General features: G+C 60.4%; 23 protein-coding genes. 11 read left to right on the top strand and 12 right to left on the bottom strand.

The features are described from left to right. Positions 1-56: 56 nt before the first annotated feature. Entirely contained in the window at positions 57-1562 is a 1506-nt protein-coding gene (locus C7S18_RS22345) for a hypothetical protein (protein ID WP_146152072.1), read from the top strand. Beyond that, positions 1559-3019 carry a hypothetical protein gene (locus tag C7S18_RS22350; protein WP_106893660.1) on the top strand — a complete coding sequence of 487 codons (1461 nt, stop codon included), beginning with the start codon at positions 1559-1561 and terminating at the stop codon, positions 3017-3019. Before C7S18_RS22345 ends, C7S18_RS22350 begins: the two co-directional genes overlap by 4 nt. A 225-nt stretch (positions 3020-3244) precedes the next feature. On the opposite strand, the gene C7S18_RS22360 is transcribed toward C7S18_RS22350, so the two are convergent. The 5 genes from C7S18_RS22360 to C7S18_RS22380 form a co-directional block, all read right to left on the bottom strand. Beyond that, entirely contained in the window at positions 3245-3721 is a 477-nt protein-coding gene (locus C7S18_RS22360; protein ID WP_106893662.1) for a hypothetical protein, read from the bottom strand. A gap of 426 nt (positions 3722-4147) precedes the next feature. After that, the gene (locus C7S18_RS22365; protein WP_170113435.1) at positions 4148-6643 is read right to left on the bottom strand and encodes a serine/threonine-protein kinase; all 2496 of its coding nucleotides are present in this window, start codon (positions 6641-6643) and stop codon (positions 4148-4150) included. A 66-nt stretch (positions 6644-6709) separates the two neighbouring features. Further along, positions 6710-7285, bottom strand: coding sequence for an ECF-type sigma factor (locus tag C7S18_RS22370; RefSeq protein WP_106893664.1), 576 nt, complete (start codon positions 7283-7285; stop codon positions 6710-6712). A 365-nt stretch (positions 7286-7650) separates the two neighbouring features. Further along, a complete protein-coding gene (locus tag C7S18_RS22375) occupies positions 7651-8343 on the bottom strand; it encodes a potassium channel family protein (protein ID WP_106893665.1) in 693 nt (230 codons plus the stop codon). A gap of 2 nt (positions 8344-8345) precedes the next feature. Then, the gene (locus tag C7S18_RS22380; RefSeq protein WP_106893666.1) at positions 8346-9146 is read right to left on the bottom strand and encodes a S1/P1 nuclease; all 801 of its coding nucleotides are present in this window, start codon (positions 9144-9146) and stop codon (positions 8346-8348) included. Positions 9147-9271: 125 nt separating this feature from the next. Between C7S18_RS22380 and C7S18_RS22385 the strand changes: the two genes are divergently transcribed. The 3 genes from C7S18_RS22385 (at position 9272) to C7S18_RS22400 (ending at position 11205) form a co-directional block, all read left to right on the top strand. Then, complete coding sequence (locus tag C7S18_RS22385; RefSeq protein WP_240623945.1) at positions 9272-9886, top strand: RNA polymerase sigma factor; 615 nt, start codon at positions 9272-9274, stop codon at positions 9884-9886. Continuing rightward, positions 9879-10265 (top strand): hypothetical protein, encoded by a 387-nt coding sequence (locus tag C7S18_RS22390; protein WP_146152073.1) that lies wholly within the window; start codon positions 9879-9881, stop codon positions 10263-10265. The genes C7S18_RS22385 and C7S18_RS22390 overlap by 8 nt, the downstream gene beginning before the upstream one ends. 253 nt (positions 10266-10518) lie before the next feature. After that, positions 10519-11205, top strand: a complete 687-nt coding sequence (locus tag C7S18_RS22400; protein ID WP_106893669.1) for a DUF3106 domain-containing protein — start codon at positions 10519-10521, stop codon at positions 11203-11205. 589 nt (positions 11206-11794) lie between these two features. Here the strand turns inward: C7S18_RS22400 and C7S18_RS22405 are convergent. Together C7S18_RS22405 and C7S18_RS22410 are read right to left on the bottom strand one after the other, a co-directional pair. Continuing rightward, positions 11795-12202 carry a hypothetical protein gene (locus tag C7S18_RS22405; RefSeq protein WP_106893670.1) on the bottom strand — a complete coding sequence of 136 codons (408 nt, stop codon included), beginning with the start codon at positions 12200-12202 and terminating at the stop codon, positions 11795-11797. Further along, positions 12199-12762, bottom strand: a complete 564-nt coding sequence (locus tag C7S18_RS22410; protein WP_106893671.1) for an RNA polymerase sigma factor — start codon at positions 12760-12762, stop codon at positions 12199-12201. The genes C7S18_RS22405 and C7S18_RS22410 overlap by 4 nt, the downstream gene beginning before the upstream one ends. 221 nt (positions 12763-12983) lie before the next feature. Here C7S18_RS22410 and C7S18_RS22415 point away from each other — a divergent pair, with 221 nt between their 5' ends. Beyond that, a complete protein-coding gene (locus tag C7S18_RS22415) occupies positions 12984-13307 on the top strand; it encodes a hypothetical protein (protein WP_106893672.1) in 324 nt (107 codons plus the stop codon). Positions 13308-13402: 95 nt separating this feature from the next. Here C7S18_RS22415 and C7S18_RS22420 read toward each other — a convergent pair whose 3' ends face one another. The 5 genes from C7S18_RS22420 to asnS form a co-directional block, all read right to left on the bottom strand. Beyond that, entirely contained in the window at positions 13403-13951 is a 549-nt protein-coding gene (locus C7S18_RS22420; protein ID WP_106893673.1) for a hypothetical protein, read from the bottom strand. 52 nt (positions 13952-14003) lie between these two features. Continuing rightward, the gene (locus C7S18_RS22425; RefSeq protein WP_106893674.1) at positions 14004-14576 is read right to left on the bottom strand and encodes a hypothetical protein; all 573 of its coding nucleotides are present in this window, start codon (positions 14574-14576) and stop codon (positions 14004-14006) included. 138 nt (positions 14577-14714) lie between these two features. Continuing rightward, positions 14715-15503 (bottom strand): SDR family oxidoreductase, encoded by a 789-nt coding sequence (locus tag C7S18_RS22430; RefSeq protein WP_106893675.1) that lies wholly within the window; start codon positions 15501-15503, stop codon positions 14715-14717. Further along, positions 15500-15802, bottom strand: a complete 303-nt coding sequence (locus C7S18_RS22435) for a hypothetical protein (protein WP_106893676.1) — start codon at positions 15800-15802, stop codon at positions 15500-15502. The genes C7S18_RS22430 and C7S18_RS22435 overlap by 4 nt, the downstream gene beginning before the upstream one ends. A gap of 2 nt (positions 15803-15804) precedes the next feature. Next, on the bottom strand, positions 15805-17205 hold the full coding sequence (gene asnS / locus C7S18_RS22440; protein WP_106893677.1) for an asparagine--tRNA ligase: 1401 nt from the start codon (positions 17203-17205) through the stop codon (positions 15805-15807). A 110-nt stretch (positions 17206-17315) separates the two neighbouring features. Here asnS and C7S18_RS22445 point away from each other — a divergent pair, with 110 nt between their 5' ends. From C7S18_RS22445 to C7S18_RS22465, 5 genes are all read left to right on the top strand, one after another. Then, positions 17316-17642 (top strand): HesB/IscA family protein, encoded by a 327-nt coding sequence (locus C7S18_RS22445; RefSeq protein ID WP_106893678.1) that lies wholly within the window; start codon positions 17316-17318, stop codon positions 17640-17642. A 276-nt stretch (positions 17643-17918) separates the two neighbouring features. After that, positions 17919-18305 (top strand): 30S ribosomal protein S6, encoded by a 387-nt coding sequence (rpsF, locus tag C7S18_RS22450; protein WP_106893679.1) that lies wholly within the window; start codon positions 17919-17921, stop codon positions 18303-18305. A 31-nt stretch (positions 18306-18336) separates the two neighbouring features. After that, positions 18337-18570 (top strand): 30S ribosomal protein S18, encoded by a 234-nt coding sequence (gene rpsR / locus C7S18_RS22455; protein WP_106894151.1) that lies wholly within the window; start codon positions 18337-18339, stop codon positions 18568-18570. A gap of 13 nt (positions 18571-18583) precedes the next feature. Then, the gene (gene rplI, locus C7S18_RS22460; protein ID WP_106893680.1) at positions 18584-19033 is read left to right on the top strand and encodes a 50S ribosomal protein L9; all 450 of its coding nucleotides are present in this window, start codon (positions 18584-18586) and stop codon (positions 19031-19033) included. Between the two features lie 631 nt (positions 19034-19664). Further along, positions 19665-20450, top strand: a complete 786-nt coding sequence (locus C7S18_RS22465; protein WP_170113436.1) for a dioxygenase family protein — start codon at positions 19665-19667, stop codon at positions 20448-20450. The last annotated feature ends 41 nt before the right edge of the window (positions 20451-20491 follow it).

The raw sequence follows: 20491 nt of genomic DNA on the forward strand, positions 1-20491 counted from the left end.
GGCGCTTTGGGGGATATCAAACGGCAACGCGTCAATCCAGTATTCCTGGAGTGATCATGCGAATTCTTTGGTTAATGAGTCTGTTGTTGTGTGTATTCAGTGCGCCAGTGGAGGCCGTGCGGCGAAACTCTGACGGGCATGGCGAAGTCCTGATCGTGCCTTACTACTCTGTGCGAACCGGCCGGACCACACTGCTGGCCATTGCGAATCAGCGCGGGCAGGCGAAGGCCGTCAAGGTTCGTGTCCGTGAGTCGCATTTTGGCAAGCTGCTGATGCAGTTCAATCTGTACCTCGCACCCCATGATCGATGGTCGGCCACGTTGTTTGAGCACGGTGGCCGAATGGTCATGGGTACCAGTGATCAAAGCTGTACGGTCCCTGATCTCATTGGCGATGCCAATGCCCCGCGTGTAGGCGGGCTCGCCTATTGGCCTGCTTCGGATCAGGACTTTACTGGCGACCGTGCAGATGCCGCTGGCACCGACCTGACTCGGACCCACGAGGGCTCCATTGAAGTGTTTGAGATGGGTGAGGTGCTGCCCGGCGGCTATGGCAGTGCCAACGCACTTGCGTTTTCGGGGCCAGATCAGGCACAGCCAATGCCGAACGACTGTGCGCGATTGAACCAGGCATTCAGTGTTGGGAATGGCGACGCCGGATATTGGTCGGTAGACCCAACTCGCGATTTGGGACCCGCCCAAGGTGGTCTGTCGGCTGAAGCGAGTGTGGTCTATGTTTCAGCCGGGTTCTCGTTGGAAATTCCAGTAGTTGGGTTGACTGAATTCCGGACACCGACAGCACCCTTGCTGCACACACCGCCGACGGCTTCAAGCCCGGATCTGGACGATGCAGTGAGCGACATCACTTCGGGTGAGGCGCATGCCTTTGTGAAAGACGAACTAGGCCAAGAGGTACAGCTCCGGTACCCCAGCGCGCAAGCGATTGATGCGGTGTCGGCTGTGCTCACGATGCCAGGACTGCACGCCGCGTATTCCAAGGCGCGCGCAATTGGTGCCTGGAATGACTGGATACTCGCGCAGCCGACACGTCGGTTTTATGGGTACACGGCACCATTCACTGCAGAAACACGCCGCGCTCAATTCGCGAGCCTCCGCTGGCTTGGCAAGCAGGGCGGACCTGGTTTTGATCAGGGCGTGCCGAGCTGCGAGTTTAACGACGAATGCCCGTTTGGTTCGGTGGACTGGTGGGACATTGCGATCCCGGTCATGACGTTCAACCGAAGTTTGGATACGGTCGTTGGTGCAGTGACTTACGGTCATAGAACGGCCTTTCTCGGCACGGAAGGCACTAACCCAGCACCGGATGAAGGTAGCCTGCTAATGGCGTTCGGCTGGCTCGACAGGGCCGCCGGCGGTGTACGTTACTTCGCGCTACGTCCCGACCTGAATGGTCGTCGGCTTGCTGGCCTGCCGGTGATCGCCTTTGCTGCGATGTCGTACGAGACTGCCTTCGCCAATTCGGGACGCCACGCCTTGTTTGCAGACACGCGCCTGTTGCCTGCCTACGGGCCGGTCTTTGTCAATGCGGGTGGCTCGCCATGATTGCGTTGATGCGGTGTGTTCTGCTCGCGGTTCTGCTCGCTCTATTGGCCGGCCCATTGGCAGCGGTCGAGGTATCGGTGCAAGGCGCCCAGGTGCTGCTGTTTCCGCTGTATCACGCGTCATCGGAGCGCAGCACGCTGTTCGCGATCGAAAATCGCGACAGCGTGCCGAAAGCGGTGTTGATTCGTTTGCGAGAGCAGCGCAATGGTCGGCCGGTGCTGACGTTCAACCTCTATCTCGGCAGCCATGATCTGTGGACAGCAGCCATTGCCTCAGACCCGACTACGGAAGCACCATTACTGATTACAACGGACGAATCCTGCACGGCTCCGGCACTCTACCGTTCCGAAACGTATCGCGGGCGCATTGGTTTGCGACCGTTCGAATACAGTGGCGCCAATCGTGACACCGGCCCGGAAGATTTGGCGCGCGCTCGAGTCGGCTTTATCGAGGCCATCGATCTCGGCGCTCTGGACCCCGCTGGCGAGCTGGCAACGCTGGTGAATCAGCAGTCTGCCGGCACTTGCGGTGCATTGGTGGCACGCTTTGCGCCTGGCGCGCCCTGGGCGGTTAATGCGTTGGCCGGATTCTTACCGCCGCGCGGTGGCTTGTCGGGATTTTCGACCCTGATCGACGTGGCTGCGGGCACCTCATGGGCCATTCCTGTCACGTCGCTCGCAGGGTTTCGCGATCGGCCTGGCCATGCCGACCCAGCTCACGGCATTACCTTGGCCGATGCGACCGGGCCAGACCCGGATTGGCTCGATGCGTGGGTGCAAACCGCCCAAGGTCGCATGCGCTATCAATTTCCGAAAAGCCGCGCGATCGATGCGATCAGTGCAGTGCTGATGAGCGAATCGCTAACCACTCAATACACTATCGAATCGGAGCTCGGTGCGCAGTCCGAGCTGGTGCTGAGCTTTCCGACGAAATGGGCCTATACCGATCAAGTGTTGACACCGGCTGGTGCCATTCCGCCATTTCAGAGTCTGTTTCAGCAGAATGCCGCGCGATTCACCGTAAACGGCACCGTTGCCGACGATGATCGGATCTGGTCGCGCGCTTCCTGCCTGCTGTCGGTGAACTCGATCTGGTCCTGCGACGACGTCGGATTTTTGCCGCCACCGTCACCGCCGCTGCCAACCCTGAGTGGTTCGGTCACGTCAATCTCAATGAATGCGACCGGCGCTACACCCAGTGGACTCATTCCGGAATTCCGCGTTCAGGATCGAACCTCAATTCCAGTCCGTGGCCGAATCAGCATCGGTCTGCGCAGACCTTTGGACGAGGAGTCTGCGGGGCCGTTGGAACTGCGCCCGGACCGCCAGGGGCGAATCCTGAAAGGCCTGCCGGTGCTCGGTGTGCATTTGCAGTCGGCGCGCTATGACAATGCCAGTTCGTATTGGCTCGGCAGCTACGGCATTGCGCGTGCGTTGCAACCGGCAGGTCAGGAGTGATGGCGTTGGCAAAGGTCGATCGATGTGATGTGACGCCGACCAATCTTGTTGCTCGCATGAGCACCGGTATTGCTCTCAGCGTTGCGCCGACCTGTCGACGGGACTCGCTTCAGCGCGAGAGCTCGGACCCATCGAAACAACCGGGCGCGCTCTGGATCACTCCCGAGCGCGCCGCGATATTGTGGTAGTGCGATGAATCGGAAACTTGCTCCGGGCCTCAGGTACTTATTGACCGTTGCAGAACACTCGCGTCGTGTATGAGCCGCTCAAGTTGCTGACATTGTTGGTCACGGTCACGGTGACGAACACATATCCCGTGCAGGTCGCAGTAGCCTGGGGTGAAAACGCACTGTAACTGACCATCGGCTGCGAATTGCCGGTCACAGACCAGGAGTAGCTGAAATGATACGGGTCCTTGTATGGGTCCGCGGTCTGCGGATACGCGTCGCAGAAGATCTCGCCAGCCAAGCCGTCGCACTCCAACCAGGCACCGTCCAGATAGCTATAGGTGCGGCACGACTTGGCGCCGCTGTTGACCGGGCAATCCTTTTCATAGGTGGCGACTTCACTGATCAAACAAGCCTTGTCGATATTGACATCACAGTTGCCGGTCGGCGGCGGATCAGCGAAGGCTGGATTGGAGGCAGTTGCAATGAGCAGACAACAGAAGCTGAGCAGCGTGACGAATCGAGCGCGGAACATGGTGGTTCTCCTGAAAAAGGGGTTGAAACAGTAGCGCAGATAGTTTGAATTCGTGACCGGTAGCTCGCCAGTAGCGAGGCTGGACTGAACAGAGCATTGCCAATGACGCGATGGCTCATGGCCGACGGAACGTCGCCACTGCTTGGTTCTAGGACACTGAGTCTGGATGTGTGCTAGCTCCAGTGCGGGTCTGAAAGTCCAGGATGGACTTATTCAGACCCTCCCAAGGCAGACCCGTTTGCACGTGCGAACACTAGTGGCTGCCGTTCCGTATGAATCCACTCGGATTCCCGCGCGGAAAGCGATCAAAAAAGAATCTCGCGTCGCGGAATCGCGTTGCATTCCGTTCAGCTTTGCTCTGGCCTTCGGGAACTTGGGGCCATCAGCATCGGCGCCCGATCAGGTTCGAATCAAACCGCAAAGGGCCTAATGTGACGGCGCCGGAGCCTCCTCGACCGCGCGGCAAGCGTTGACGAGGTCCGGATTCCCAGGTGATTCTGCACAAACTGCATTGGCAGCCGCATGGGATAGGTTCCTCAGTCGCTGTTGCTCTTTGGCGTCCAGTTTTGCCGCGCCCGCCCGTGTGCCAGGCCGCATCAGCAACAGCAATGCCGGGCCTGCTCGCTCGCGCCCGAGTAGATACTGGGCATAGAAAATGCGGTAGTAGGCGAGCAACTCGTTGTTTTCGCCCAGGCGTTTCTCCGACAATGCCAGCAACTCTTGGAACACAGCATCTGCCTCTGCGGCCCGGTCGGAATCCTGAGCCAACGCCAACGCAAAGTTGAACATGGCGCGCAACGTATTGGGATGATCGGCGCCCTGCACGGATTGCCAGATTCGGATCGCGCGCTCGGACGCCCGCAACGATTCGGCATTCCGGCCGGCTGCGCTCAGGGCATTGGCGAGGTTGGTGAGCGTTGAAGCGGTGGCCAAACCGTTCTCCCCGTACAGCACCACGACGCGCTCCAGAATGGCTTCGCTCTCAGCGATCGCTTCATCCAGACGCCCAAGTTTGCGCAGGGGGACGGTTCGGCGAATACGCGTTCGGAGCATCAGCGGATGATCGGCAGGCAATCCCTGCTGCTGCCAGGACAAGACGTCGTCCAGAACGGCCAGGCAACGCGCATTATCGCCTTGCAGGCGGTAGCTCTCGGCCAGTTGCATCCAGGTCCGCCTGGCGCCGGCATCGGTCGGTTTGCGGAGGCCCAGGGTAGGGATCTTGGGCAGCAACAAGGCGATGGCCTGATCATAGTCGCCCTGCATATTGAGCAGACGTGCGCGCATCAAAGTGGCCATGGGTTCGGCCATCGGTCCGAGCCGCAAGGCCTCGTCGAACAGGTCCTTCGCATCCGACACATTCGCCAGATCCAGGTTGGCATCCGCATGCAGGATCAAGATCTGTTGCACAAGCTCTGTATCAACGTTGCTTCGGCGCGCAGCTTGTCGAGCGCGGGCAAGGACATCGACCATTTGGTTCGCCCGCCCCAGCTCACTATCAATTTCGGCAATCGTCAGCGCGATGTTGGCGTACAAGTCAGGCTGGGTGTCGTAGAGGTCGTCCAATTTGGTGCGCGCCGCATCGAGGATCGCCCCGGCATTGGTTTGCGCGCCAGCGGCGCGAATGGGATCGGCGCCAGCAAAGGCGTCTTTCATCAAAAGCAGCGCCTGATCTGAGCGGTCACGCTGCAGTTCCAGCGCCTGGTTTTGCCGAACCAGAACAATGAACGCGAAGGCGATTACCGCGCAGACCAGTGCCGTCATGGCCACAGGCAACCGGTTCCGCAATACGAACTTGCGCGTGCGGTACCACCATTGCCCCCCACCAGCCTGGATGGGCCGGCCATGTTCAAAGTGATCCAACTCGTCGATCAGCAGCTGGACTGACCGATAGCGCTCAACCGGGTCCTTGCGCAGGCATTTCAGGACGATATTGTCCAGATCGTCGCGAAGTAGCTTCGGACTTACGGGTGGTGCTTGCCGAGACGACGACGCACTGCTTGGTGCGCGCACTGGCACCGACACAATCTGACGCTCGATCCCGGCAGCCGTCAGGCCCTGAAGCTGGAAGGCGGCTTCGCCGCTCAACAGTTCAAAGGCAATCAGACCCAGTGCATGAATGTCGCAGGCGACGGTGATCTTGTCGCCCGTCAGTTGCTCTGGCGCTGCATATTGCGGCGAGAAGAATCGCAAGGCAGTGGCAGTCTGTTCAAAGCGGTCATGCTCAGACAGCGACTTGGCAATGCCGAAGTCGAGCAGCTTCACCATCCCTTGGTCATCGACCAGAATGTTGCTGGGTTTCAGATCGCGGTGCACGATCAGATTCCGGTGCGCCTCCTCGACCGCAGCGCATACCTGCGCAAACAGGCGCAGACGTTCAGGCAAGCCGAGCTGATGGCGCGCACAGAACTCGGTCAGCGGCACACCCGGGACATACTCCATGATCAGGCAAGGTATGCCGTCTTCAAGGATGCAGGCGTCAATCAAATGCGCAATATTGGGATGCCGGAGCGACGACAAGGTCTCGCATTCCATGCGAAAGCGGCGCAGACCATCAGCATCCATATGCTCGCGATGCATCAGTTTGACGGCCACCTCCTGCTTGACTACTCCGTCAATGCGTTCAGCCCGATACACCGTGCCCATGCCGCCCTGGCCAAGACGCTCGCACAGTCGAAACGACTGAATGATGCGGCCCGTGAGCGAGTGTTCGGCGTCAATCAGGGCAGCGAGGGAGGCCAGCCCTTGTCCCGGCGCCACGGTCTGCCCACGGAGTTCCAAGTCCAGATCGAGGAGTTCGGCCAACTCGTTTGCTAGGGCAGGATCCGTCTTGGCGAGCGCCTGCAACGCGGCTTGTTGATCGGCACGATCCCAATCCACATAAGCGGCAAACAGCGCCTGCAACTGGCCGAATGAGTCGGTCATGACCATGGCCTCGCGCTGCTATGGGGATTCATGGCTGATTCCAACCGGCAGCCTGGCTGCACGCGTTCACGCTCGGGAGCCGCCGAGCCGTCGGGCAAGCCACGTACGAGCAAAGCGCCATTGGCGGCCGACCGTAGCCACCGAACTGTTGCAGACCGTAGCGATCTGGTCTGCCGACAACCCGGAAAACAGTTTCAGTTCCACCACCCGGGCGACTTCTGGGTCGCGGCGTTCCAAGTCAACGAGTCCTTGGTCGACAGCGAGCCAGTCGACTGTGTCATCGAGCGTCGTCGCATGTTCGTCCAGGAGTTCGGACATGTCGACAAACTTCAGGCCGCCACCGCGCTTCTCGGCGCCGCGTTCGCGAATGTAGTCAATCAGAACACGCCGGATGACGGTAGCTGCCATCGCGAAGAAGTGATCCCGATCGCGGAGCTCAAGCGCTTGCAGGCCACGGATCTTTTCGAACGCCTCGTTTGCGAGCTCGGTGGCCTGCAGCGTCGCGAAGCCGGAATTTCGGCGGATCTGCGCATGGGCGATCTGGCGCAGAATCGGGTAGACCGCTTCGATCAATGCTGTTTCGGCGTCACGGTCCCCCGTTCGCCAGCGCGACAGTAGTTGGGTAATGGACGTGTCGGTCACGAGTGTTCCACCTCATTGATTGCCATCAAGTCATTACCACAGTCAGCGCAAAGATGCGGCAGGTCCGGTTGCTGGGTTCGCCCATTGGCTTGGTGGCGGACCTGGTGCCGGCAACCTGCTGACTCGCGGTGTTCTGGTCAGGTATCAGCTGTTTCAACCATTCATATCCGGGCACGTCCCGTCGAATCCAGCCGATCGGCGCGATCAGATGCCCCTGGTTTGCGCCTATTCTGCCTGAACCCGTGTCGTGTTCCGCAGATGGCTTGAAGAAAATTTGGACGTATTCTGGGCTGCAAGCGCGTCGGCATGACGGCGCCGTCGAATTGGCTGCAGCGTTGGGTGACGTACCGCGCACTCACTGCGGCTCATGGGTGGCGGTTGCGTTGCATCAGACTCAGCAAACGCGCCACGACTATTGCCAGGAACAATACGCCGCAGAGTTGCTGCAGGATGACAATCGCTCGGGCAAACGAGGAGACCGGCGTGATTTCGCCAAAGCCAACACTGGTGATCGTGGTGAAGCTGAAATAGAGCGTCTCGAAGTAGCTGAATATCCGGTCGGGATTGTTGGCGTCATTGATGTACAGCGCGCCCGGATCAAGAATCAGGATCACCGAGTAGACATGCGACCACAGGAATGCAAACAGCAGATACAGGCAGGCGCACGCAAACATCTCGTCGACCGAGGCCACGTCGTCGTAGTTGATGTAGGCAATAAACACGTAAACCGCATAGCCATAGAACAGCAACAAGCCCGCATGAGACAGAACCGCACTGAGCAAGCCCGGGAGAAACAGCCAGTAAACCTGCGCGCCGAGGCTGAGCAGGCCGAACACCCAGCCAAGCCTTGCCGACGCCCGGCTGTGGCTGACAGCACGGATCGCGAGTTGTACCAAGGCTTGATCGATCAGCATCAGCAGTACGCGTCCGCTTCCGTAATGCTCGGTCAGTGGATAAAGCGGAATCGATGCGCACATGGCCAGCAAAAGCAGCGCACAAGGCTGGCGCCAGTACGAGCGATCCTCGCGATGCGGGACGGCGGCTGGGGTTCGCAACATACTCAGAACGACAACACGTGATTCAGCAGATTGCCGAGGCGGTAGCCGGCTGCAACGAGGCGCTGCTCGGCAATCGGTCGGAAGGTGCTGACGTAATCAGCAGGCAAATCCACGCCCTTGAAGTAGAAATCGGGGCGCTTCACGATCTGGCAGGACTCCAGCGCCCAATCAGTTGCGGCCGCGGCATTCCAGGTGCGATCAAGCTTCGGCATCGGCGTGAGAATCTGATCGGCGTGTTCGCGCACGCGGGTGTTCTCGCGTCGGATCAGGTCACCGTCCCAGAAGCCGTGCAGGTTGCCACCGTCGCGACGGCCGGCACGAATCTGCTTGTCATTGCCGCCGCGGTCGTCCTTCCAGCCCGCGTGCAGGGGCTGATGCACATCGCCGACGAAATGAATGACAAACCGCAGCGCTTCGGCACGGTCCGCAAGTTTCAACTTGCGATTTTGCAGGCGCTTGACTTGGGCTTCCAGCGCACCGTACACACAGTTGCCATCGCGGCACTGCGCGGTCCGATCGATCTGGCATTGGCCGCGCGGAAAATTCACATAGTGCCAACTGCCGGTATTCCTGAAGGCGGGCTCGTTGCGCGCCTCATCGGCCCAGGTTGCCGCTTCTCGCATAGCGAGATCGGCGCGGTCACCGAGCAGACGTTCGACTTCTTTTTTGACGTCGGGGCGCAATTCCCGGGACGCAATCTCGGCCACGAGTTCATGGCCACGCGGGCCCCACGCCCGGGTGTCGGCCGAATGCGCGGCAATCGCAATGCACAAGCTGAGAATCAGTAGGGGTTTCAATGACATGGCTCGCTCCGTCAGGTGATCAGTGTAGCGCTAAGACGCGTTTTGGCGTGGAACTGGCCGACCGGTCAACCAAACTGGCCCAGGCGCGTTGTTACGGGCAGCCGCCCAGCCAAAAACCGACTAGCATGAATGCCCCTGCCACCCTGCAACTGCGCGAAATCGACTCGATGGAATGGACCCGGGCTGCGGACCAAGTCGCCGCAAAGCGCCAGCAACTCGATGCTTTCTTGAAGCAAGTCGAGCGGCGCGCGTTGCGCATGGCCGAACTCGCGACGCAGAGCCGGGACGACGCGCTGGACATCGTCCAGGACGCCATGCTCGTCTTTGTGCGCAACTACCAGGATAAGCCGAGCAATGACTGGGTGCCGCTGTTCTACCGGGTGCTCGATTCGCGTCTGACCGACTACCATCGTCGGCATCAGGTGCGCAGTCGCTGGTTGGCCTGGCTGCCAGTCGGGCGCGATCAGGATGATGATGGCGACGCGCTGGCGGAATTGCCCGATCCGGCCGACGTCGCACCGTGGCAGCGGATTGCCGACGGCGAAACCGGTCAGGCGCTGGACAGTGCCTTGAAGGCGCTTCCCGGCCGGCAACGCCAGGCGTTCCTGCTGCGCGTCTGGGAAGGCCTGGACGTAGCCGACACGGCGCGCGCCATGGGCTGTGGCGAGGGTAGTGTGAAAACGCATTTGTCGCGCGCGATGGCTGCACTGCGCACGCGTCTGGAGGCTTATCATGGCTGACATGGACAAGGATCAGGCGTGGCTCAACTCGGTCAGACAAGAATTGGACGCCTCAGCCCGCGATCTCGACGCGGCAACGCTAAGCCGCCTGAATCGGGCTCGCCAGGCCGCGCTGGTCGAAGTTGGGCGAAAGCGGCGCCCCTGGTTGTTCTGGATGCCCGGACTCGTCGCGGCAATGGGGCTCACGTTGGCGATTGGATTGTGGCTTCGCCCCGGCGTCGAAACCCCGTCGCCGGAACAAAGCGATCCCGCTCAGGATTTTGCGATGCTGGCGAATCCGGACGATCTGAAGATGTACGACGATCTGGAGTTCTACGCCTGGCTCGACTCGCAGCAGTCCTCCTCGGATCCATGGTCGGATTGGGATCCGGGCACCTGAGTGCCGCCGAGACGCCGGCAGTAGAGCAGCCAAGCGTTGAGTTGCTCCTTTATCTGGCGGAATTTGGCGGTGAGCAGGGCGATCTGGACGACCCGATTGCGGTCGCCAAAGCGCTGGAGCGCAAGTCTGATTCCGGCCAGAATGACGGCACGTCGGCACACCAGCCTGAACCTGAGTCCTCTCGAAGTACCGCGAACCAAACACACGAAGCTACTGATTCCAACGTACCCAACGACGCTCCCCGGTTATTGCCATGAACGCCCGTCTGATCCAACTTGCGCTGCTCCTGACCCTGCTGGTGTCGGGCTCAGTTTGGGCTGCGGGCGTAACCTGGGACGAGCTGAGTCGGGATCAGCAGCAGGTGTTGCTGCCGTTTGCGGACAGTTGGAACAGCCTTCCCGCTGAGACTCAGGAAAAACTCCGCTTGGGTGCATCGCGCTGGAGCAAAATGAGTGTGGAGGAAAAGCAGGCGGCCAATCAGAAATTTGGTGCCTGGCGCGAGTTGCCGGATACCGAGCGACAGCGCATCCGGAACCAGTATGGCCAGTTCAAGCGCATGAGCCCGGAAGCGCAGCAACGCATTCGGCAGACTTTTGAGCGCTTTCAGAATCTGCCGGACGACGAGCGCACCAAGTTGCGCGCGAAGTTTGAGCGGATGTCGCCACGCGAGCGTCGGGCGTTTCTCGAAGGCATGCGTGCCACCGAGCGCGCGCGGGCGATGCAAGGGGCGATGCGGGGCTTGAGTGAGGCCGATGTCGGGCGCATGCGGGCGATGATGTCGGCGTTCACGCCAGCACAGCGCGAGCAAGTCAGACGTCTGGTGCAGCGGACGCCGCAGTCAGAGCATCAAGCGCTGCGCCAGAAATTGCTCGATATGACCGAGGCTGAGCGCGCGGCGTTTCTGGATGAGCAAGTCGGGCCGGTGGGCTCGGGGTTCTGATTCATGCGGAGAACGCGGGTCTTGTTCTGACCGCGCCGTCGGGTTGACCGTTCGCGAGACTGAACCTCAGCCCGGATCAAGGCTGGGCTGACGAATCGTGGAGAGTGCCTGTCGCGCCGAAGGTGCGCTTATTCACGCATTAAACTGTCATTAACGATGCACGATTGTCACGACGGTGCACTGCGGCAAGTTGCCCTCTCCCCAGTCCTATCCCACTCGCGTGGGAGTCCAGCCGACCCTTTGGTGCGCTGATTCGCGCATCAAACTGTCAGCGACGGTGCGCAATTTTCACGACGGCACAGTGTGGCAAGTAGCCCTCTCCCCAGCCCTCTCCCACTCGCGTGGGAGAGGGAGCGCTCCCTCCCCCGCGATCGCGGGGGCGGGTCGGGGAGGGGGTTGCTTGCGATCAGGATGGGCATCAGTCGTAGATGTACTGAGTACATCAATCAACGGGTTATCGTGTGTTTGATGAGAGAGGGCGTCGGCTCGCTCACCCCGGACTTGATCCGGCTTGAGTTTGTGGTTGGTCGGCCTTTGCGGAACGATGCCTGGGTCCCCGCAGGCGGAGAATCGCGCCGAACCGACCTGCTTACCTTTCCCGACCCTTCCACCATTGCGGCCCACAATCAATGGCCAGCGCGCTAAGCACGCCCGCCGCGGCCAACATCGGCCAACTGCCCAGCTTTGGCAGCTGCACGACAGCCAGCTCTTCTACCAAGCTCGGCCCCGCGAAAATCAAACAGCCGATCGCCATGACCAGCACCAAGGAGAGGGTCAGCATCCGCTCGGTGCGAGCCGACTCGGCCAGGTTTTCAACCTGGGTCAGGATTCTGGTCGCGAGATCGGCTGGTAGCGTCGGCATGGGCGCGACCGCGACCGCCGCATAAATACGCTGGTAGTCGCGGGCGCTCGGGTCGCGGGCGCGTGTTGCCTGCAGCGCCATGCTCTGGGCTGCTGCTTCACGTTGACGCGACGATGGCTGGTTCGAATCGTTCATGCGATGGCTCCGGCGTGTTCCAGAAGCGACTGGCGCAGGCGCGCACGGGCCCGGAACAGGTAACTCTTGACCGTGCCGATCGGGAGTTCGGTGATCTGCACGATCTCTTCCAAGGGTAATTCATCCAGGTGGAACAAAGTGAGCAGCGTGCGCTGAATCGGCGGTAGCTGATCCATGGCCGCGGCAACATGCTGAAACAGCTCGGCATCTGAAAAGGCCTGTTCCAGATCAACGTCATCGGCAAGATGGGACAGGGCTTCATCCTCGTCATGGCTGCCGGCATCGTCGATCGGCAGACGCTTCTTTTGCAGAAAGCGTCGGGCCACCGAGAACGCTACCTGGCCGACCCAGGTCGACAACGCGCTCTCAAAGCGAAAATTCGGCAGATTGCGATACACCTGCAAAAATGCCTCCTGGCTCAGTTCGTCGGCATCGTCCGCGTGGTGCACCATACGCACAATGACATGCCAGACCAGGCGCTGATAGCGCGCGAGCAGGCGCGCGAACGCCCCGTTCTTCTGGGCGAGCACGGCGCTGACAAGTTCCTGGTCGGTCTCCATGTCACGATATGAGACCAGAAAGCGAGATCAGGTTGCAGTCGGATTTAGCCTCTTCCGCAGGACGCGATTGCTAGCGTTGGCTTGCTGGCATCAGCCTTCGAAAAGCCGAAAGAGGCCTGCAACCTTTTTCGAAACCGTTGCCTCAGATAGGCCAAGTCGGACTTCCGGCCCGCCAGGCAGGATCGCCTGGCCCCTCTTCAACCCAACATGGAGCCCTCAAGATGGACTTTGGCAATCTCATCCCGATTTCGTTGTTTGTGTGTATTGTCGTGGCGATCAAGATCATCGCCGAATCCCGGCTGCGCCGGCGTCTGGCGGAAACGCATGCCAATGAGGAACTCATCAAGGCCATGCTGATGGCGGACGAAAAAGCTCGCCAAATGAGCGCCTTCAAATGGGGTACGGTGCTGGTGTCGCTGGGCGCCGCCTTCGGTCTGATCGAAGCATTCCGCTTGCGCTCGGATTCGCCGGGTACCTGGGGTTTGCTGCTCGCTGCTGCGGGTGCGGGCATGCTGGGCTATCACTTCTTGGCCAGTCGGCGCTGATTTCGCTGAGCTCCAGCCCGTGCGAGTCCAGGGCAGCCTGGACTCGTTTCGTGGCAAGCAATTTCGGGTCGCAGCGCTAGGCCAAAGGGCGTGCTCTAATTGAAGTACCACGCAATTGCGATCAAGATGGCGGTGCCGACAAGCAGTTGCCACCATGGCAGGGGCGGGTGCGGCAGGCTCGGGGCGAGGCACCTGATTGCTCGATAGTCCCAGGCCAATACACGACGTCCTGTGGACGACCATACGGCATAGAGCGTGTACAGACCGAGTAACGTTCCAGGCCCGAGCAGCGGCAAGACCAGGATGGCCCCGATTGTGGCTGGCCAAGGGATCCAGGGTTTGAAGGTCTGTAGGCCGAAGCTGAGCACACCGCAGGCAAGGCTGGCCGGCAGACACCACGCGAGCACCCGCAGCCGAATGAAGTCACCTTCGGAATGCGAGCCAGAGAGCTGCTCGATCGACGAATAGGCAGACAAGCACGTCAGCGCCGCGACCAGGGCGACGAGTCCGAACAGGCTGCCGGCTGAAGTCAAGTGCGCTTCTGCGCGCTGGTGTTCGAGGCGGATTTGCAACGCCTGCTGCGCACTCATCGCTTCATGACTGAGTTCGGCTGCTGGGGTTTGAGATGGGTTGTTGTCTCTCATGCCAACGCCCTCATTCAGATACGGGCCGAATCGGCGAACCAAGCATTACTGCCTATCGACCGGAAAGCATTCCGATCACGATCAAGCCAATCAGCACCAGCAACAGTCCGACCACGATGATCAGCGCGATCCAATCGCCGACACTGCGTTTGTATTTCACCTGTGGGGTTTGCGCGATGATGCCTTGGTAGTCGTCGGCCAGAACGCGTCGTCCCTTCTGACACCAGATCAGATACAGGATGTACACATTGACGATCGTGCCCACCGGAATTCCGAGCAGGCCAATGCCGGCGAGTATCGTGCCCGGAATCTTGACCCAGGGTTTGAGCTTTCTAAAACCGTAGGCAATGAAGGCGCTACCAAGGCCAATGCCGCCGTAGATCAGCGCCGAAAGGACCAGAAAGATCGTGCCATCTGAGGCCTCAGGAACGGAGCTGAGCGTCATCAAGGTGGCAACGAGCGCAAAGATGCAGGCCACCGCGCCAAGCCCATAAAGGCTACCAATCGATTTCAGCAGGACTTCGTGGCGTACGTGTTCTTCCCGAATCGCCACCAGATCGGAACGTGGATCGTTCCAGTCGCTCACCGTGGTTTTCGGGGCCAGATAGGGGTTCGACTCAGCCATGTTGATCTCCCTGAGGCAGTGCGACACTGCGTGGATGGGGGCGAGGTTTGCGCGCGGTACTGCAAACCTGCCGGTGTCCGGAACCCCGAATCGTGCCAGGTCTGCCAGCTTCCACGCGCAAAACCGCCGCGCGATCGATCATAGCGACTGCGTGCGCCCACCATCGACGGGCAAATTGATGCCATTGATGTAACCCGCGGCTGGCGAGGCCAGAAACGCGATGGCGGCCGCCACTTCAGCAGGCTCTGCAAAGCGCTGCGCGGGCACGGTGGCCAGCATGCCGCGCTCGATTTGCTCGCGCGCCTGACCCGTGGCCTCGATACGCTCGCGAATGATCTGCTCCAGCCGCTGTGTGCGCGTGAATCCGGGCAGCACGTTGTTGACAGTGATGCCATCGGCGCCGACTTCCGACGCCAGCGTCTTGGCCCACGACGCCACCGCGCCCCGAATCGTGTTCGACACGCCGAGGTTCTTGATCGGCTCTTTGACCGACGTCGAGATCACGTTGATGATGCGGCCATACTGCTGTGTCTTCATGCCCGGGAGCAGCGTCTGTGCGAGCAGATGATTGGCCAGCAAGTGGCGCTGAAACGTGTCCAGAAACTGCTCGGCGCTGGCGCCTTGCACCGTGCCCGGATTCGGGCCGGCCGTGTTGTTGACCAGCACTTCGATGGGCTGCTGATTCACGGCTGCCTGCACCTTGCGACGCAGGGTGTCGTGGTCGGCGACGTCCGCCGAAATGTACGCGTGGTTCTGCTCGGGATGCACTTTGGGCAGCGATCTGACCAGTGCGTCCAACGCCTCGACATTGCGCGCCAATACCCAGACTGAGGCGCCGCGCTCAGCCAACGCCACAGCAGCAGCGCGGCCAATGCCTTGCGACGCGCCGCAAACCAGGGCCTGACGTCCAAGTAGCTCTGGTTTCATCGCGGTTTCTCGATCAGTTGAATCAAGCTCTCGGCGATCTCGTCCTCATCCCCTTCGGGTGGAATCAAATCATCGAGCGTGCTGCCCAGGGCGAGCGCATCGTCCTCGTCAAAGCCGTCAAGCTCGCGATACTCGGCGTCCAGCAATGCGGCGCGGGCGCTGTCCTCGTCCGGAAACGTCGTGTAGCCGTTCGAACTGAGCAGTTCGAACTGGCCCTCTTCAAGCTCGCGCAGCCGTGCCCAGATCAGGCGATCGCCCAGCGTTGCCAGCCACCATTGTGTAATCAGATCCTGGCTCATGGTCAAAACTCAGCGTGACCAGGCGTGCGCGGATACGGAATGGCGTCGCGGATATTCGTCAGGCCACACACGTAAACGACCAGGCGTTCGAAGCCCAGGCCGAACCCGGCATGCGGCACCGTGCCGTAGCGACGGAAATCGCGATACCACTGATAGCTGTCTGGATTCAGGCCGAATTGCTGGATGCGTCGATCCAAGTAGTCCAGGCGCTCCTCACGCTGTGAGCCGCCAATGATCTCGCCAATGCCGGGCGCCAACACGTCCATTGCCGCGACCGTCTTCTCATCGTCGTTCAGGCGCATATAAAAGGACTTGATCTGCTCCGGGTAATTCATCACGACGACCGGACGCCCGATGTGCTCCTCGGCGAGATAGCGCTCGTGCTCCGTCTGCAGGTCGTTGCCCCATTCCACCGGGTAGTCGAACTTCTTCGGGGCCTTCTTCAGGATATCGATGGCCTGCGTGTAGTCGATCCGCTCGAATGGTGCCGAGATGAATTTCTCCAGGCGGGTGATCGCCGATTTCTCGACACGGTCGGCAATGAACTTCATGTCGTCGCCACGCTCGTTCAGCACGGCGTTGAAGATGTACTTCAAGAAGTCTTCCGCCAAATTCGCATCGTCATTCAAGTCAGCGAATGCAATCTCCGGCTCGATCATCCAAAACTCGGCGAGATGCCGGGTGGTGTTCGAGTTCTCGGCTCGGAACGTCGGGCCGAACGTGTAGACCTTGCTGAGTGCGAGGCAGTACCCCTCGACCGCGAGTTGGCCCGACACCGTCAGGTAGGCCTCCTTGCCGAAGAAGTCCTTGCTCCAGTCAATGCCGCCCTTGTCGGTGCGCGGCAGGTTCAGCATGTCGAGCGTCGAGACGCGGAACATCTGGCCCGCGCCTTCGCAGTCGCTCGCCGTGACGATTGGCGTGTTCACCCAGAAGAACTCGCGTTCATGGAAATAGCGATGAATCGCCTGCGCAATCGTGTGCCGAATGCGCGCTACCGCGCCGAAGGTGTTGGTACGCGGACGCAGATGCGCGACTTCGCGCAGGAACTCCATCGTGTGCGGCTTCGGTTGGATCGGGTAGGTCTCCGGATCATCAACCCAGCCCACCACTTCGACCTTGGCGCCTTCGATCTCCATGCCCTGGCCCTTGCCTTGCGAGGCCACCAGCTTGCCGGAACAGCGCACCGCGCAGCCCGAGGTGAGTTTCAACACTTCGGTGTCGTAATTGTCGAGCGTGTTCGGCGCGACGACCTGGATGTTGTCCTGGCAGGAGCCATCGCTCACGGCGAGGAACGACAGGCCGGCCTTCGAATCGCGACGAGTCTTGATCCAGCCCTGCACCGTCACCGCGGTGCCGGCGGCAACACGGCCCGAAAGAATTTCGCGAACACTTGCTGAACTCATACTTGAAACTCCTGAACGCACACGCATCTGGTGTGGCATGATGAAAGTGCGCGATGATAGCGAATCGCGCCGACCTGCTGTTTTGCAAACGCCGAAGGACCTGCCCTGCCATGTCGATCCAATTGACTCCGGAAGCCCTGGAACGCGTCAAGAGCTTTCTTGGCGAACAGCCCGAAAAGGTGGGGCTCCGCTTTGCCGTGCGCAAGACCGGCTGCTCTGGTTGGGCCTACGAAATCGACCTGAGCAATGCGATCGGCGCGGACGATGAAGTGTTCGAGCAGGGCGGTATCAAGGTCATCGTGCCAAGGGCCAGTTTGGCGCTTTTGGATGGCACGGAGATCGATTTTGTTCGGGAGGGACTAGGCTCCCGATTCGCGTTCAGGAACCCGAACGTCAAGGGCGAGTGCGGCTGCGGGGAAAGTTTCACGACTCAGTGAGACAACCCGGGGGTTCGGCCGGTCCTTTACCGGTCAAGGACTTAGGTTCAAACGCTTGATTGCGCCAGCTTGGTGCACGGATTTTCTTTCCTTGTGGATAGCCGCCCCAAGTCTTTGTTTATCCGAAGTTTCGTTGTTAATGCCCTGATTTGACAAGAGTTTTTGCGTTGCGATCAGGGCGCCCGGCGGCTAAGATTCGCGCCCGCTGGGACTCATTCCCAGTCCTTGCCTCACCGAAATCGCTCGGGAGGCCTTTCAATGTCCGTAAGGAGTTTTATGCGTCATTACGAAATCGTGTTCCTGGTCCATCCGGACCAAAGCGAACAAGTACCGGCGATGGTCGAGCGTTACCGCGCTCTGATCGAAGCCGACAAAGGGGCGATCCATCGTCTCGAAGACTGGGGTCGTCGCCCCTTGGCCTTCCCGATCCAAGATCTGGCGAAGGCTCACTATGTGTTGATGAACATCGAGTGCAGCCAGAACGTGGTCAATGAACTCGCATCGTCGTTCCGCTTCAACGACGCAGTCATCCGGCACCTGATCCTGCAGCAGGACAAGGCCATGACCGAACAGTCGCCGATCATGAAGGCGAAGGACGAAAAACCGAAACGCCGTGACGATGAGCTCGGCTTTAGCGATGCGGAGTTTGAAGATGCAGCCTAAGAAAAAGAACACCAAGCGTCCTGGTTCGCCGATGTCGAAGTTCTTCCGTCGGAAGAAGTTCTGCAAATTCACGGCAGAGAAGATCGAACAGATCGACTACAAGGACCTGAACACCCTGCGTCAGTACCTGACCGAGACCGGCAAGATTGTGCCGAGCCGCATCACGGGTACCAAGGCTCGTTATCAGCGTCAGCTGACCGCCGCCGTCAAGCGCGCGCGTTTCCTGGCCCTGCTGCCGTACGCCAGCGGCCATGCCAAGGCCTAAGGAGTAATCGATCATGGAACTGATTCTGACTCAGAAAGTTGCCAACCTCGGCGCCCTCGGCGACCGAGTGAAGGTCAAGCCCGGCTACGGCCGGAACTATCTCGTGCCGATGGGCAAGGCCGTTTCGGCCACCCCGGCCAACGTCGCCGAATTCGAGAAGCGTCGTGCGGATTATGAAGCCAAGGCAGCGTCGCAGTTCAACGATGCCGAATCTCGCAAATCGCGTCTCGCCGAAGCGACGGTCACCATTCGCGCCAATGCCAGCACGGAAGGCAAGCTCTACGGATCTGTTGGTCCTCGTGACATCGCCGATGCACTCACGGCTGCGGGCTACCCGCTGTCGAAGAGCGAGATCGTGATGGGCGAAGGCCCGATCCGTCGTACCGGCGAGTTCGATGTCCTTGTCCACCTGCACGCCGATGTGGAGTGCACGGTCAAGGTCACCGTTCTGCCGGAAGAGTGAATGGGCGAATAAAACCATCGGCTCTGTCGCAAGGCATCCGATAGTTGCTGCTTCAGGGAAATTCAAAGGGCACCGCTGACCCCGGTGCCCTCTTTTTTTGCCTGCGATTTGGGCTTGCGGAATCTGCGCGCGAACGCAATCCGATCGGGACGAGCCCTAATCGCCAGTAACCCCCTCTCCAGCCCTTCCCCGCGATCGCGGGGGAGGGAGAAATGCTCCCTCTCCCACGCGAGTGGGAGAGGGCCGGGGAGAGGGCTACTTGCCGCACTGCGCCGTCGCGAAAATCGTGCATTGTCGCCGACAGTTTGATGCGCGAATAAGCGCACCAAAGGGGCGGCTGGACTCCCACGCGAGTGGGAGCGGGTTTGGGGAGAGGGCTACTTGCCACACTGCATCGTTGTGAACATCGTGCGTCGTCGCGGACGGTTTGATGCGCGAATAAGCGCACCTCTGGTGCGACGTGCACTCTCACTTGACTGGAAGCGGGTTGGGAAGCGGGCTACTTGAGAAGCCGTCGCGCCACGGCATGTCGACGCATCACCCATGCAAACCAAATTTGCAGGAATGCGGCGCAACCAGTGTGGTCGCCGCGATAGTGTTTGCCCTTGGCAATTCTCGGGTGCTACGCGCCATGATTCGATCCGTCTTTCTTTCCCACGGTGCGCCGCTACTGGCGCTAAATCCTGGCGCCTATGCCGATGCCTTCAAACAGCTCGGCGCGCAAATCAAAGATGCGCCGTGTTTGATCGTGGTGTCGCCGCATTGGATGCAGCGGGGCGTGGTGATCGGGCAGGGCGGCCGCTATCACGCGATCCATGACTTCGGCGGCTTTCCCGAGGCGCTCTACCAGCTGCGCCACGAAATCGCTGGCGATCCGGCGCGCTCAGAAGCCTTTCAGCAGGCGCTGGTGAAGCTTGGTGTACCGGCAAGACTGGAATTGCGCACAGGGGTAGATCACGGCGTCTGGATGCCACACCGCATGATGCAGCTGCCGAGAGACCAGGTCATCGTGCCCGTTGCGATGCCGGCTGGGCTGGATGCGGCGACCGCGTGGCAATTTGGTGAGGTGCTGGCAACCGCGATGCCGGATGCGGTGGTGCTCGGTAGCGGCGGTTTTACCCACAACCTGTACGCGTTTCGGGGGCAACCACAGGCGTCGCCGATCGATCCCCGTGTGCAGACGTTTGCTGACTGGCTGGACGCGGCGGTCCTCGCAGGGCATGGCGAGTCGCTCATACACTATCGGCGCCGCGCGCCGGAGGCCGAATACTGTCACCCAACGGATGAGCATTTGCTGCCGTTGCAAATCGCCGCCGGGGCCGCGCACGCGGCGCGTGCCGAAAAAATTACCCGTGAGATTGACGGCATCACGCACGGCATTCTGAGCATGCGCGCCTACAGTTTTGCGAATGCGTGAGCCGATCCAGGAACGCCTGAAACGGCGTTCCTGAACGTGCG

Source organism: Ahniella affigens (assembly GCF_003015185.1).
GTDB lineage: Bacteria > Pseudomonadota > Gammaproteobacteria > Xanthomonadales > Ahniellaceae > Ahniella > Ahniella affigens.